Origin of the sequence: Alteromonas sp. S005 (assembly GCF_036864475.1) — a bacterium.
GTDB lineage: Bacteria > Pseudomonadota > Gammaproteobacteria > Enterobacterales > Alteromonadaceae > Alteromonas.
Genome location: NZ_JAZETN010000001.1, coordinates 231,720 through 247,101 on the forward strand (window position 1 = coordinate 231,720; position 15,382 = coordinate 247,101).

Genomic DNA, 15,382 nt, shown 5'->3' on the forward strand with positions numbered 1-15,382 from the left:
AGGGTCATCGCTCTGCTTTAATAAACCGCATTCCCGAAGTGATTAAAGCCTGATAGGATACAAGCAAAATAAGTTTAGATAAGACGTACATGCATTCAGATTCACCAAACGATTCTTGGGCAATTCGCTTTGCCCAATTTGTCCAACGTTTTGGCACTCTAAAGCTCAGCATTTTATTTGTTGTTCTTTCACTTGTGTTCACGCTAGGCGGTTCTTACGTTATACGCGTAAGTATGGGAAGCCAAGTACAGCCAGACGACTTCATAAGTGCCGTTATCCTTACCATGTTATCGGCCCCATGGGTGCTTTACTTTTTTAGTGAATTAATCAAACAACTAGAGAATTCACGTACCAACTTGAAAGAGGTAGTTAGCCAACTTGAGAGCTTAAGGGAAGAAGACGTATTTCTTAATCGAGAGCTTCAAAGTAATATAAGGCAGCTAAATCACGAAATAGAGCAGCGTAAACAGGCGCAAGAAGAGCGAGAGGCACTGTTTAAGGATTTAGAGAAGGAAATTCAGGATAAATCTGAGCAAGAAGCCCAAGCGCGACGTTTGTCCACACTCCTGCGCTCCATTATCGATGCCTCGCCAGACTTGATTTACTACCGTAATGAAGAAGGCAGATTTGCAGGCTGTAACCGCATTGCCGAGCTAATGACCGGAAAGACCGAGCAGGAGTTGCTCGGGTTAACGCCAGAAGATGTTTACGAAGAAGAACTAGCCCGCCAAATCGTGGCAAGTGACCACGAAGTACTGGAAACCAATGCAAGTATTACTGAAGAGCTTTGGCTTCGCTTTGCCGATGGGCGTCGCCGTTACTTCGAAATGAAACGCGTACCTTTCTTCGACAAAGAGGGGAATCGTTTAGGTCTGTTGTCATTCGGTCGTGATATGACAGAGCGCAAACAAGCGGAAAATGCTGCGGCAAAAGCAAGTACCGATAAGACGCGCTTTATCGCTACTATCAGCCATGAACTTCGAACACCATTAAACGGTATAGTGGGCTTAAGTCGTATGCTACGGGACACCGAGTTAAGCGACGAACAGTTCAGTTGGGTAAGTACTATTTACGCTAGCGCTATCACATTAGGTAATATATTTAACGATATTATTGATCTCGACAAATTAGACAGAGATAAACTTGAACTAAGCCTTAAAACGATTTCGCTAAAAGATTTCACAGAAGAATTAAGCAGTATTATTCGACTGCTAGCAGCAGATAAACAGCTTGAACTAAAAACCACTATCAACGAACCATTGCCCCGTTTAGTGGAAATTGACGGTACCCGTCTTCGCCAAATTTTGTGGAATATCTTGTTTAATGCGGTGAAGTTCACACAAAAGGGGCACGTGAGCCTGTCTGTGTCGTCAACTAAACCGGATGGCGATAAAGCGTACGTTACCTTTATTATTGAAGATACCGGCGTGGGCATTCCTGAAAGTGAAATTGATAAGATTTTTGCTATGTATTACCAGGTCGATCATCCCGATCACCAATCGGCAACAGGCACAGGTATCGGTTTGGCTATTTGTAAGCAAATGGTCGACCTGATGAAAGGTGAAATTCACGTCTCTAGTAACGTGGGTAAAGGCACTCGTTTTGAAATTGTACTGCCGGTTCAAATCTCTAACAGCCCAATGAAAGTCGCACAGCTTCAAGTGACAGGGCTTAATATATTACTTGTTGAAGATATTGAACTGAACGTTATGGTGGCCAAAGCTTTGCTTGAGAAGCTGGGTCAGAAAGTTGATGTGGCAATGACGGGGCAAGAAGCTATCGATAAAGTCAGGGAAAACCAATACGACCTTATTCTGCTAGATATACAGCTTCCTGATATGACGGGGTTTGATGTAGCAAGTACTATTATTGAAGAAGACTTGGTCATGCAAACGCCCATTGTCGCGCTTACGGCAAACGTGATTAAAAAGCGTGATGAATACTTAGAAAACGGTATGGATGATGTGATTGCCAAACCTATCAAGAAGTCTCGCGTTATTGAAGTGTTCAATGAGCTGTTCCACGCACCACCAGCGCCGCTTGAAGTCGACGGAGAGGTAGAGCGTCCTGAACCCAACAAAACATTAAGTAACATTTTAGATATGGACTTGTTGCAGATGTTAGTGGATACCATAGGGGATGAAATGGTGCGGGCTAGTGTTAAAGTATTTCAAGAAAAAATGCCCGAATACATGGAAATACTGCAGCTAAGCCTAAGTGCCGATGAAAAGTCGGAAGTATGTTCTCAGGCGCATAAAATTAAAGGTGCCGCTGGTTCTGTTGGTCTAGCCCGCGTACAGCGTATCGCCAATCAAATCCAACAAGGTGATCATCCTACTTGGTGGGAGAATGTACACGATTGGGTAGAAGAGCTACAGATGGCGGTTCAGCACGATATGAAAGCGCTGCACGATTGGCTTAACGAGCAACAGGTTGATGACTAGTCAGCGCAACGTGCTCTTTAATTTTTAATGTCAAAAAGAGGGCTTGCCCTCTTTTTTGTTATAAAAGCTTCGGTTGAGTAAACGTTGGGTGCGGTGATGCTAAGTAGCCAAGCCACACTAAAAAAAGCGGCAGGCTTATCTTATTTATATAGTGATAAAAGGAATTATGGTAATGACCACAAGCGCACAACAAGATTCGGTATTTTCAAACACACAGCTAAGTGTTGAGGCTATCCCCGCCCTTAAAAAACTCACCTTGTTGCCTATATCTAAGAAATATCGAGTGCTCAACATGTTCGCAATTGGTTTGATAGCCTTGATAGTCGTGGGTGTTGTTACAGGGATAAGGTTTCAAGGATTTTGGTCATTACCCGAAAACCTACTCAATGCATACCCTTATGTGGTTGCAGGTATAGTCGCATTAGCGAGTGTGTGGGCCCTGTATCACTTTTTTGCCGATGTACGCATATTCTACGCAATACGAGAGCAAGACATCAGCAAACAGTCAGGACTCATTTTTAGAAAGCTTTCGTGTCAGCCTATATTGCGTGTTCAGCACGTTGAGGTTAACCGTGGGCCGCTAGACAGGTGGGCGGGCCTCGCCTCTCTTCAGGTGTTCTCGGCTGGTGGTGAAATGCATACCTTTGAAATACCTGGGTTAAGTATTGAAAGGGCTGAGCAATTACGTGAGTTTATACTTGCTCACAAAGATATTGGTGCTCGCTAATGACCGCGCCTGAATCGTTTTCAAACCAGACGCCTGATGTTGCTAGAGCAGGTGACTGTGAGGACAATCTAGATGTGTTGCCTCACACTCAGGAAACGGAGGCTGCAGAGCCACAGCTAAAAGTAGAAACCGGCGGAGAGTGGCAACGCCTTTCTATCATTTCTATTTTGTACTTTACCATTCGTAATTTTTCCGCCTCGGCACAAGTGCTTATCTACACCATTCCCGCTTTAGCCATATCGTTTAATATTTGGGATAACCTGCTGTCGCCTGAAGTGCTAATCGGTGCCGGGATCCTTTTTCTATCTACCAGTAGTAGCGGTCTAATAAGCTTTTTAATGTACAAGTTTCGCGTGCACAACCAGCACGTCGAGATTCACCACGGCGTGTTTCAACGTCGCTATACCAACCTGCCTTTGTGGCGTATTCAAAACGTAAAAATAGAGCGTCCTTTTTATTATCGTCCGTTTGGGTATGCGTTGGTGGTACTTGATACGGCAGGGAGCGGTAAAGAAGAAGCAAAAATAGTGGCTGTGCCGGAAGTCTATGCCGAAGCGCTAAAAAAACAGGTGTTGTATGAAAAAGCGCATCACGACGTGGGCGATAAAGATGAGCTATCAAGCGAGGACTTCTGTGATGGAGAATTGGCGGATGGACAGAGTTCGTCTTCGCGAACACAAAGCTCTGGCGCTAGAGCGCAATATAACTCCAGTACAAGTGAAGAAGTGCTAAACCGCCGTTCTGTGAAAGACATTATTATTCATGGCATTACCAATAATCGCGTGTGGATTATATTAGGTGCTGCAGCACCATTTTACGACGATGTGTTTGGCGTAGTTTCAGAGTGGCTGGCTGATAAAGGTTTACAGCTAAATCAATTAGTTGGTGAACAAACGGTTGCTTGGTGGCAATTTGGATTATATGCCTTTGTCATTCTCATGATGCTTATGGCGTTGGTGGCACTGCTGAGTGTTGGTGGCGCGCTATTCACGTTTTACGGCTATACGCTTTCAAGAACAGGAGACCGCTATATCCGCCGTAGCGGCTTGCTCAATAAGCTGGAAGTTAGCATGCGAGCATCACGCATCCAAATGATTACGGCGAAGCAAGACTGGCTGGATAAAATACTAAAGCGGGTCAATTTGTATTTTGAGCAAAACTCTACCGCTGGGCAGCAAATGCAAGAACTGATGTCGCCAAATAAGCTCATTGTGCCATCGGTAACTGAAAACGAAGCCTTTAACCTAAGCCAAGAGGTTATGCCAGGTTGCGACTTACGCGGCCAGCCTTATCAAGTTATCAGCAAACGCTTTATAAGCTTTTGGTTACTCGCTGCATGGGCAGTGCCATCTGCCATCTTTTTCACTGTTGGCGCCGTTACGTCTCACGTTGACATTATGCTTGGTGCCCTCGCTGTCTTTTTGGCATTAGCGATGTTGCTAACACTCAGGTGGTGGCGGTGGGGTATAGCCTACGATAATAAGTACGTTTACATAAGACGAGGCCGAATAGGTGTCGACTATCAATGTTTCGAGCCATATAAAGTACAGCAAGTAATTATTAAGCAAAGCGTATTTATGAAGCGTAATAAGCTCGCCACAATAAAATTTGTGCTGGCTTCAGGTGCGGTAACTGTGCCGTTTTTACCCGAGGAATACGTAGAAAAACTAGCAGATAGTGTGTTGTTTGAAGTGGAGTCAACCAGAAGGTCTTGGATGTAATATAAGGCACTTGATAGGGATATCTTTTGTTCACTGTTTTTATTCGCTGTTTTTTTATGCAAATAGCGTGAGTTTGTGTAAAGGTAGGTATCAAGTCACACAAACTTGCGCTTATATGGATATTCTTGATTACAGTGTCATTGCTATTTACCTCATTGCTTTGCTAATCATTGGCTTTAGTCTGCGAGGACAGCAGTCAAAGAAAGACTATTTTTTAGCAGGCAGAGGCTTAAGTTGGAAGCCGCTGTTGCTGTCCATTATGGCGACTCAACTTTCAGCTGTTAGTTTTATTTCGGCACCTGCATTTGTTGGGTTTCGCGAGGGTGGGGGGCTGATTTGGCTGTCATACGAACTTGCTGTGCCTTTGGCGATGCTGCTGCTCGCTACCACTGTATTACCCACCCTGTATCGAAGCGGCGTAGTAAGCATATACGACTATCTTGAACGCCGCTTCTCTAACTCTACGCGTATTTTCATTAGTATTGTATTTCAATTCAGTAGAGCGTTCGCCACCGGGATAATGGTGTACGCCTTGTCAATTATTTTGCAGGGAACCATGCAAGTTTCAGCCACGCAGGCGATATTGCTGATTGGTGTTATTACGCTTTTGTATTCCTTGCAGGGCGGCATGAAAGCTGTGGTATACGGTGACGCCGTTCAAATGGTGATTATTGTCGTGGGCACTGCAATATGCATTGCGTTTGGCCTTAATGCACTGGGCGGCTGGGATGCCTTTATGCAACTACTCCCTAATGAGCGTGTATCAACTATCAATTTCTCATCACTGGGTTTTGATGGTGACGGTTTTGGTTTTTTCCCCATGGTGTTGGGAGGTGTGATCCTTTATGCCTCTTACTATGGGTGCGATCAATCTGAAGCGCAGCGTGCCTTGTCAGCGAAATCGGAAGGCGATTTAAAAAAGATGATGCTGGCCAACGGTATATTTAGATTTCCGATTACGCTGCTTTATTGTTTGGCAGGCTTAGTAATTGGAACATTGGCGTTTAACGATGCCGATTTGCTATCCCAAATTCCGAAAGATAATCCAGACTGGTTAATGCCGGTGTTTATTCTCAATTACCTGCCTCACGGCCTAATAGGGTTGCTTGTTGTTGCAATTCTTGCTGCAGCAATGTCGTCGTTAAGTTCTGCCATCAATTCCCTTGCGGCTGTGTCATTGGAAGATTATTTCAAGTTGAAGGGAAAACAAGTCAAGCCCGAAGGCTATTTACGCAGCGCTAAATTCGCTGGGTTGATATGGGGCGTGGTCATTATGTTGCTTTCACTCAATGCCGGCGATATAGCGCCTACCGTAATAGAAGCGGTGAACAAGGTAGGCTCTGTCTTTTTTGGCCCTGTTTTAGCTGTTTTTTTACTTGGCATTTTAACGAAAAATGTAGGTGCCAAGCACGTCAACCTTGGCCTTTTGTGTGGCGTTTCAACCAACCTAACCTTCGCATTTTTTGTCGATGACGTATTTTGGTTTTGGTGGAACGTAACAGGTTTTTTGGGAACAGTGTTACCCGCGGTTATTCTTTCGATACTTGTTCCAAGCGGCGAGGCAAATACTATTGCCTCCAACCGAGAGGGTGCTGTTAGTGTACTTACAGACAGGACTATTGCCGTGCTGTTGGTAAGTTACTTTTGCTTGTTAGTGGTATTTTGCTATTTGTTACCCGGTTGGCTGCAATAGCATCAGAGTTTTAAGCTTCTACCTTGCTTAAAACTGAGTCCCTCAGAATAATCTGATCTTTACCAGCATGTTTAGCTTCATATAAGCGCGCGTCAGCTTTTTCTAGCTGCGACTCTAAACATTTGTGCTCTTCGGTACTGACGCCAATACTGCACGTAATGTTAAATTTGTGGCTGGTAAACAGCGTAGTGCGAACGGCATCCATAAATGCAGAAAGCGCTGATAGATACACTTTGGGAGGCCTTACCGATACTACGGTAAATTCTTCGCCGCCGTAGCGCACAATTAAGTCGTCAGGGAAGTAATCTTTCATTAGCGCAGCGAATTCCTGCAACAACATATCACCAGTTTTGTGACCATACGTATCGTTCACGCTTTTGAAGTTGTCGGCATCAATCATAGATACAATCACGTCTTTTCTAGACGTACTGTTGGCGAACAACTCTTCGGCTTTTTCATGTAGAAAACGTCGATTATACACTTTCGTCAACGCGTCTAAGTTCGCCGAATCTCGAATGGTTTGAATCATTTCCTGTGACTCAAGGTTTTGCATTACTCGGCAGTAAAATTCCTCGTGATAAAACGGCTTAGACAAAAAGTCATTAGCGCCGCTTTTAATAAATTTAGAGGTAAGCACGCTGTCACCAGTGGCAGAAAGTCCAATAAAGACTAAATCCTGCATCCGTCTTTCGTGGCGAATCGCTTTAACGAGCTCATAGCCATCCATATTGGGCATTCTATGATCTGCTATCACCATTTTTATATCGCGATGCTTTTCAAGTAAATCAAGTGCTTCTAAACCGTCGGTGGCCTCATGTACTTGAAACTGAAACTTGCGAAGTAATGAGCAAATATGATTTCGACTGGTTTTAGAGTCTTCTACAACAAGTACTTTTGTGGTTAGGTTTTTTCTTAAGCGATCCACTAATTTAGAAACTTGTAGATAGGAGTAACGAGACTCTTTCGTAATGTAATCGAGTACACCTTGGTCGAGTAATTGGGCACGCGTGAATTCGTCAAAATTGCCGGTTAGCACGATAGTAGGAACGTTGTATGAAAGCGCTAGTTCAACGCTTTCGCCATTGGGAGCATCCGGAAGGTTTAAATCAACAATTGCGGCTAAATATTCGTTGTCGCTCTCTAGCGCACTTTGCGCTTCGGCTAAGTCCTCACATAGATCACAGGTAAAGTGAGGGTTATCCTCAATAAGCTTATTTACGATCTTACGGACAGTTATGCTGTCTTCTACTACAAGAACTTTATACATGCGAATTACTCTGAATACTTATCTATTGATAATAACCAACTGCAAAGGAAAAAGCCCTCAATGAGAGGGCTTTTTAGACTTATGTCTAAATAAGGCGTGCCTTATATACTGTAGGCTTGATCAGAGTTGTTCAGGTGGAACACGAACATTACCTTCCATTAAGACCCGTGCGCTTCTGCTCATCACGGCTTGCTCAATTTTCCACTTATCGTTTTCAAAGTTGGCTTTTGCTCCGACTCGAAGCGTTCCGGATGGGTGCCCAAATGTTACTGATTCTCTGTCTTCGCCTCCCGCAGCTATATTCACCAACGTTCCTGGAATGGCAGCAGCGGCGGCAATAGCTACTGCTGCTGTGCCCATCATTGCATGGTGAAGTTTTCCCATGGATAGCGCTCGTACTAACACATCAATATCTGAACCAAGTACGTCTTTGCCGCTAGAGGCTTTGTAACCTGTTGGCGGGGCAACGAATGCAACCTTTGGAGTATGCTGGCGATTTGCCGCTTCGCTTACATCCTGAATCAAACCCATTTGGACTGCGCCGTAGGCACGAATAGCTTCAAATTTCGCTAAAGCTTCAGCATCGCTGTTAATGTCGTCTTGCAGCTCAGTACCCGTGTAACCAATATCTTCGGCGTTGATGAAAATAGTTGGAATACCCGCGTTTATCATGGTCGCCTGAAGAGAGCCTACGCTCGGGACTTCCAGCGTGTCGACTAAGCGCCCTGTGGGGAAGATAGCCCCTTCACCGTCCGCTGGGTCAACAAATGCCACTTCTACTTCCGCTGCAGGAAAGGTAACGCCATCAAGTTCAAAGTCGCCAGTTTCCTGTACTTCACCATTGGTCACAGGCACTTTTGCGATAATGGCTTTACTGATATTGGCTTGCCAGATATTGACGGTGGCAACACCGTTTTCTGGAATTTTGTTTTTGTCGACTAGCCCGTTGCTAATGGCGAACGCACCAACGGCCGCGGTTAGGTTTCCGCAGTTACCGCTCCAGTCGACAAAAGGTTTTTCGATAGCTACTTGTCCAAACAAGTAATCGACATCGTAGCCTTCACGCTCACTTTTACTCAAAATCACGGTTTTACTAGTACTTGAAGTCGCACCGCCCATGCCGTCAGTTTGTTTTCCGTAAGGATCGGGGCTGCCAATAACACGCAACAACAATGCATTACGCGCTGGGCCAGGCTTCTGCGCAGCTTCTGGCAAATCGGTTAAATTGAAAAACACACCCTTACTGGTTCCGCCACGCATGTAGGTAGCCGGTACTCGAAGTTGTGGCGCATACTTTGTCATGTTTTTTCCTTTCTTCGGTATAAGAGCGTTGATGCACCGTTGAAACACGCCGTGAATACATCCCTGTAGGCTCTCGGGGCGCGTCCATGCGCCCCGAATGTTTCAACGGCGCATCAACGCCCTCTTAAATTAAAAAACTTCTTGTTTTGATAGAGTCTAAATTGGTTGCGATTTGAAACACACTGTGAACACATCCGAGTGCGCTCCCCAGCCGAAACCATGTGGCTAGAAGGTTTCAAATCACAAACAACTTCCATCCAAAAGTAAGAAACACTTTTCTAAGAGGAGAGGTAAGTTATTTTTAGGGCCCTCTACTAGCAAGGATGATAGTTGTGAGCGTACAGGTACGAATTGACTGTAAGTCCTGTAAACGCTCTTTCTCTCTCAGCAAAAACTAACCGATGTAACATTGGCCGAACTTCAGAGGAGGCGGTGGATTAGTTGCAGGGCCTTCAACTCGCAAGGATGCGAGTTGGGAGCCTACAAGGACGTATTCACGGCGTGCCCTGCAACTGATTCACTTCCTCCCACCAAAAGTTCGTTCTACGTATTTAGCTAGCTTCAGCTTCCAAGAAGTCTTTAGCGAAACGCTGTAATACGCCGCCGGCGCTGTAAATAGAGACTTCTTCTGCGGTATCTAGGCGGCAGGTTACTGGTACTTCTAGCTGTTCACCGTTTTGACGGTTCACTACCAGTGTTAGCGTTGCACCTGGTGACGGTTCGCCGCTCACATCGTAAGTTTCTGTGCCATCTAGCTCAAGGGTTTTACGCGTTGTGCCCGGCTTGAACTCAAGCGGTAGTACGCCCATACCAATAAGGTTGGTACGGTGAATACGCTCAAAACCTTCAGCTACAATCACTTCAACGCCGGCAAGGCGTACGCCCTTAGCTGCCCAGTCACGTGATGAACCCTGACCATAATCAGCGCCAGCAACTATTATCAGCGGCTGTCTGCGGTTCATGTAGGTTTCAATGGCCTCCCACATGCGCATTACTTGGCCTTCAGGCTCAACGCGCGCAAGAGAACCTTGCTTCACTTCACCGTTCTCTAGCACCATCTCGTTGAACACTTTCGGGTTCGCAAGGGTAGCGCGCTGTGCGGTTAAGTGGTCACCACGATGCGTGGCGTACGAGTTAAAGTCTTCTTCCGGTAAGCCCATTTTGTGAAGGTATTCACCGGCTGCACTGCTCGCTAAGATAGCATTAGACGGCGATAAGTGATCGGTGGTGATGTTATCTCCTAAAATAGCAAGCGGACGCATACCTTTCATGGTGCGCTCGGCATCCATTGCGCCTTCCCAGTAAGGCGGGCGACGAATGTAAGTGCTCATTTCACGCCAGTCATAAAGCGGGTTAATGTCTTTGCCGTAGTCCACGCTTAAGTCGAACATTGGCTCATACACTTTTCTGAAGTGCTCTGGCTTCACCGACTTCGCTACAATAGCATCAATTTCTTCGTCACTTGGCCAAATGTCTTTAAGCGTTACCGGGTTACCGTCTTTGTCCGTGCCCAGTACATCTTTTTCAATATCAAAGCGAATGGTACCGGCAATAGCGTACGCTACTACTAGTGGCGGCGATGCTAGGAATGCTTGCTTTGCGTAAGGGTGAATACGGCCGTCGAAGTTACGGTTACCAGATAATACCGCTGTTGAGTAGAGGTCGCGGTCGATGATCTCTTGCTGAATTTTAGGGTCTAACGCGCCGCTCATGCCGTTACAGGTAGTACAGGCAAATGCTACAACGCCAAAGCCTAAATCTTCCAACTCGCTCATCAGGTTAGCTTCTTCAAGGTACAACTTAACGGCTTTAGAGCCAGGCGCTAGCGAGCTTTTAACCCAAGGTTTGCGGGTTAAACCGCGTTCGTTGGCATTGCGTGCAAGTAAACCCGCAGCAATTACATTGCGTGGGTTCGATGTATTAGTACAGCTGGTGATAGCCGCGATAATAACCGCGCCATCTGGCATTTTGCCTTCTTCTTCATCCCATTTCGCAGCAATGCCGCGACTTTCCAAATCGCTGGTAGGTAAACGTGCATGAGGGTTAGAAGGGCCAGCCATATTACGGCCAACAGCAGAAAGGTCGAACGTAAGCACCCGCTCATACTCGGCAGTTTCTAAATCATCAGCCCATAAGCCTGTGTGCTTAGCATATTGCTCAACTAGTGCAATTTGCTTTTCTTCACGCCCTGTTAGGCGCAAGTAATCAATAGTTTGCTGGTCAATGTAGAACATGGCTGCAGTGGCGCCGTATTCCGGTGTCATGTTCGAAATGGTAGCACGGTCGCCCAGCGTTAGGTGCGACGCACCTTCACCGAAGAATTCAAGATATGCAGATACCACACGCTCTTTACGCAAGAACTCAGTTAACGCTAATACAATATCGGTCGCGGTAATGCCTGGCTGTGGTTTGCCGGTAAGTTCAACACCTACAATGTCTGGCAGACGCATGTAAGACGCACGGCCCAGCATAACGCTTTCCGCTTCAAGACCGCCCACACCCACGGCAATTACACCAAGTGCATCAACATGCGGCGTATGGCTGTCGGTACCTACTAGCGTGTCAGGGAAGGCTACGCCATCGCGAGCTTGAATAACGGGTGACATACGCTCCAAGTTTATTTGGTGCATAATGCCGTTACCCGGAGGGATAACATCTACGTTTTTAAACGCGGTTTTAGTCCAGTTAATAAAGTGGAAACGGTCGTCGTTGCGTCTGTCTTCAATAGCACGGTTTTTCTCAAACGCGTCTTTTTCAAAACCAGCGTGCTCTACCGCTAACGAGTGATCCACAATCAGCTGGGTTGGCACGACCGGGTTTACTTTAGCTGGGTCGCCGCCTTTAGCAGCAATTGCATCGCGAAGACCAGCTAAATCGACAAGAGCCGTTTGCCCCAGGATATCGTGACACACAACGCGAGCAGGAAACCACGGAAAGTCCAAGTCGCGCTTGCGATAGATAAGCTGTTTAAGCGAATCGGTTAGCATCTCAGGTGCGCATTTGCGCACTAAGTTTTCAGCCAATACACGCGATGTGTAAGGCAGCTTAGCGTAGGCGCCAGGCTCAATAGCATCTACCGCTTCACGGGTATCGAAAAAGTCGATACCCGCGTTAGGAAGCGGTTTACGGTAATCAATATTCATAAAACCCCAACCTTAATCTTAAGCGCGTTCGCTGATAGCAGGCACTGGGCGAAGTTCTTCGCCTGTGTATTCTGCTGACGGACGAATAATGCGGTTGTCAGCGCGCTGTTCCATAACGTGTGCCGCCCAACCGGTTAGGCGTGACATTACGAAGATTGGTGTGAACAACGGCGTAGGGATACCCATAAAGTTATACGCAGAGGCATGGAAGAAATCAGCGTTACAGAAAAGCTTCTTCTCGCGCCACATCACTTCTTCACAGCGAACTGACACAGGATATAGCACGTCGTCGCCCACATCGGCAGCTAGCTTTTCAGACCATTGCTTAATAATTTCATTACGCGGGTCAGAGTCTGAGTAAATCGCGTGACCAAAGCCCATGATCTTCTCTTTGCGCTCAAGCATGCCCATCATTTTTTCTTCAGCGTCATCGGCAGACGTAAAGCCTTCAATCATTTCCATGGCGGCTTCATTAGCACCACCGTGAAGCGGGCCGCGCAGTGAGCCGATAGCACCGGTTACGCAAGAATGCATATCAGATAGGGTTGACGCACAAACACGCGCCGTAAAAGTAGAGGCGTTAAATTCATGCTCTGCATACAGAATTAGCGATACATGCATGACTTGCTCGTGCAGTTCACGTGGCTTTTCGCCGTGAAGCATGTGAAGGAAGTGACCACCAATTGAATCGTCATCGGTCTCTACATCTACGCGCACGCCATCGTGCGAGAAGCGGTACCAGTAACAAATGATGCTAGGGAAACATGCCAACATACGGTCTGTCACGTCTTGTTGCTCATCGAAGCTGGTTTCCATTTCAAGGTTACCTAGCATTGAACAACCCGTGCGAAGTACGTCCATTGGGTGGGCATTTTTCGGAATGCGCTCTAGCACTTCTTTAAGTGCTGTTGGAAGGCCGCGCATGCCGCGAAGTTTTGTTTTATAAGCGTCTAGCTCAGACTGGTTAGGTAGCTTGCCCTTAAGAATAAGGTACGCTACTTCTTCAAATTGACAGTTTTGCGCTAAGTCTTTTACGTCGTAGCCACGATACGTTAAACCAGAACCTGATTTACCTACGGTTGATAATGCTGTTTTACCTGCAACTTGGCCGCGTAAACCCGCGCCACTTAACTGTTTAGCCATCTTGTTGTCTCCGGTCTTGTATAATTTGTAAGGTACTTTTAATTGACAATAGTGAGTAATTTGGACGCTTGAAGTTGGCGGGCACATTGGCTGCAGGGGCAAAGCACAGCCCCCTGCCACGCCGTGAACCCATCCATGGGGGCTCCGTCTCGGCATCCATGCCTCAAAGGGGCAGGGAGCTGTACTTCACCCCTACATCTTCGTGCCCGCAAACTTCAAGCTGAATTTATTTACTAATTTTTGCCTTCTGCGAATAGGGCATCTAACTTTTGTTCGTACTCGTGGTAGCCAAGATAATCGTACAGTTCCATGCGTGTCTGCATGCTGTCGACAACGGCTTTTTGGTCGCCGTTTTCAAGTATAGATTTGTAAACCATTTCTGCTGCTTTATTCATCGCACGGAATGCACTTAGTGGGTAAAGCACCATGTCGGCACCCCATTCACCAAGCTCTTCTTTATTCCATAGTTCGGTTTTGCCGAACTCAGTGATATTGGCAAGGATCGGAACGTCTAGCGCTTCAGCAAATGCACGGTAATGTTCTTCGGTTTGCACTGCTTCGGCAAAAATACCGTCAGCACCTGCTGCAACATAGGCTTTTGCACGTTCAATAGCTTTGTCTAAACCTTCTTGTGCGAACGCGTCGGTGCGCGCCATAATGAAAAAGTCTGGGTCAGTTCTGGCGTCAACTGCAGCTTTTATGCGGTCTACCATTTCTTCTGTGCTAACAATTTCTTTGTTAGGACGGTGACCACAGCGCTTTTGCGCAACCTGGTCTTCCATATGAACTGCCGCCGCGCCTGCTTTTTCCATGTCGCGAATAGTTTTGGCAATGTTAAATGCTCCGCCCCAACCGGTGTCGATGTCTACCATTAGCGGAAGATCGCACGCGCTTGTTATGCGTTGCACGTCTGCAATTACGTCATTAAGTGAAGTCATGCCCAAATCGGGTAGGCCGTATGATGCATTGGCTACGCCGCCACCCGAAAGATAGATAGCTTGGTGGCCAATGGCCTTTGCCATCATGGCGGTGTAGGCATTAATGGTGCCTACAATTTGTAGCGGTTTATTGTTCTCTAACGCGGTTCTGAATTTCTTTCCTGCACTCATGATAATCACTCGCTTATTTGAAAGTAGGGTAGAGGTGAATTGGGTAAGAAGAAAACTTTGTGGTGTTAACCATGATTAAGCTTCTTCTCAATATTATTTTTTGAATAAAGAATGTGGCGGCGCATTAGCATTTCAGCCAGTTCTTCGTCGCGATTGGCAATAGCGTTAACGATGTGTCTGTGCTCATCAAATGCAGTGCTAACGCGCGGGCCTGCCATACCGAGCTGTACGCGATACATGCGCACTAGGTGATACAGCCCGTCTACAAGCACACTGATTAAATGATCATTTTTACTGCCGGTTACAATTCGGTAGTGAAAGTCTACATCGCCAGCTTCTTGATAATAGCTTTGACCGCCTTTTACTTTATCGAAGTGGCTATCTAGCAATGCCTGCATATCAGCAATCTCTTCATCGCTCATATAACGTGCGGCCAAGCGTGCTGCCATACCTTCTAACGCTTCACGTACTTGGTATAGCTGAATAAGTCCTTCGGGGGACAGCGCAACCACACGGGCACCTACGTTGGCTTTACGTTCCACTAGGTGACAGGTCGCAAGACGGTTTATGGCTTCACGAATAACAGCGCGACTGACTTCATATTTTGTTGACAATTCCATTTCACTCAGCTTACTGCCAGCGGGAATGATGCCTTCAACAATATCCTTTCTTAATTGAAAGAAAGTACGGTCAGCGTTGGTTATGGCTTGTTCGCTTTTTACTAACACAATACTCGGTCTCAATTTGATTAATGTCGACAATATATGCCTATTTACAGGCTTTTTCAACCTATTGGACGCTTAATTGTCGACAACAAAGGTAAGATTTTGGTC

Annotated in this window: 10 protein-coding genes; 4 read left to right on the top strand and 6 right to left on the bottom strand. The window is 46.3% G+C overall.

All coding sequences use genetic code 11. The annotated features are described in order from the left end of the window. Positions 1-89 precede the first annotated feature (89 nt). From arcB to V7R55_RS00960, 4 genes are all read left to right on the top strand, one after another. Entirely contained in the window at positions 90-2,444 is a 2,355-nt protein-coding gene (gene arcB, locus V7R55_RS00945) for an aerobic respiration two-component sensor histidine kinase ArcB (protein WP_334056563.1), read from the top strand. 172 nt (positions 2,445-2,616) lie between these two features. Then, positions 2,617-3,171: a PH domain-containing protein gene (locus V7R55_RS00950; protein WP_334056564.1), complete on the top strand. Its 555-nt coding sequence runs from the start codon at positions 2,617-2,619 to the stop codon at positions 3,169-3,171. Then, the gene (locus V7R55_RS00955; protein WP_334056566.1) at positions 3,171-4,892 is read left to right on the top strand and encodes a PH domain-containing protein; all 1,722 of its coding nucleotides are present in this window, start codon (positions 3,171-3,173) and stop codon (positions 4,890-4,892) included. Before V7R55_RS00950 ends, V7R55_RS00955 begins: the two co-directional genes overlap by 1 nt. Before the next feature lie 115 nt (positions 4,893-5,007). Continuing rightward, positions 5,008-6,585, top strand: a complete 1,578-nt coding sequence (locus V7R55_RS00960) for a sodium:solute symporter family transporter (protein ID WP_334056567.1) — start codon at positions 5,008-5,010, stop codon at positions 6,583-6,585. Positions 6,586-6,595: 10 nt separating this feature from the next. On the opposite strand, the gene V7R55_RS00965 is transcribed toward V7R55_RS00960, so the two are convergent. The 6 genes from V7R55_RS00965 to V7R55_RS00990 form a co-directional block, all read right to left on the bottom strand. Next, entirely contained in the window at positions 6,596-7,852 is a 1,257-nt protein-coding gene (locus V7R55_RS00965; protein ID WP_334056569.1) for a response regulator, read from the bottom strand. 120 nt (positions 7,853-7,972) lie between these two features. Next, a complete protein-coding gene (gene prpF, locus V7R55_RS00970) occupies positions 7,973-9,154 on the bottom strand; it encodes a 2-methylaconitate cis-trans isomerase PrpF (RefSeq protein ID WP_334056571.1) in 1,182 nt (393 codons plus the stop codon). A gap of 551 nt (positions 9,155-9,705) precedes the next feature. Then, positions 9,706-12,297, bottom strand: a complete 2,592-nt coding sequence (gene acnD / locus V7R55_RS00975; RefSeq protein WP_334056572.1) for a Fe/S-dependent 2-methylisocitrate dehydratase AcnD — start codon at positions 12,295-12,297, stop codon at positions 9,706-9,708. An 18-nt stretch (positions 12,298-12,315) separates the two neighbouring features. Then, entirely contained in the window at positions 12,316-13,440 is a 1,125-nt protein-coding gene (prpC, locus tag V7R55_RS00980) for a bifunctional 2-methylcitrate synthase/citrate synthase (RefSeq protein ID WP_334056574.1), read from the bottom strand. Between the two features lie 233 nt (positions 13,441-13,673). Continuing rightward, the gene (prpB, locus tag V7R55_RS00985) at positions 13,674-14,549 is read right to left on the bottom strand and encodes a methylisocitrate lyase (RefSeq protein ID WP_014950533.1); all 876 of its coding nucleotides are present in this window, start codon (positions 14,547-14,549) and stop codon (positions 13,674-13,676) included. A gap of 65 nt (positions 14,550-14,614) precedes the next feature. Next, positions 14,615-15,277 (bottom strand): GntR family transcriptional regulator, encoded by a 663-nt coding sequence (locus V7R55_RS00990; RefSeq protein ID WP_334056576.1) that lies wholly within the window; start codon positions 15,275-15,277, stop codon positions 14,615-14,617. Positions 15,278-15,382 lie beyond the last annotated feature (105 nt).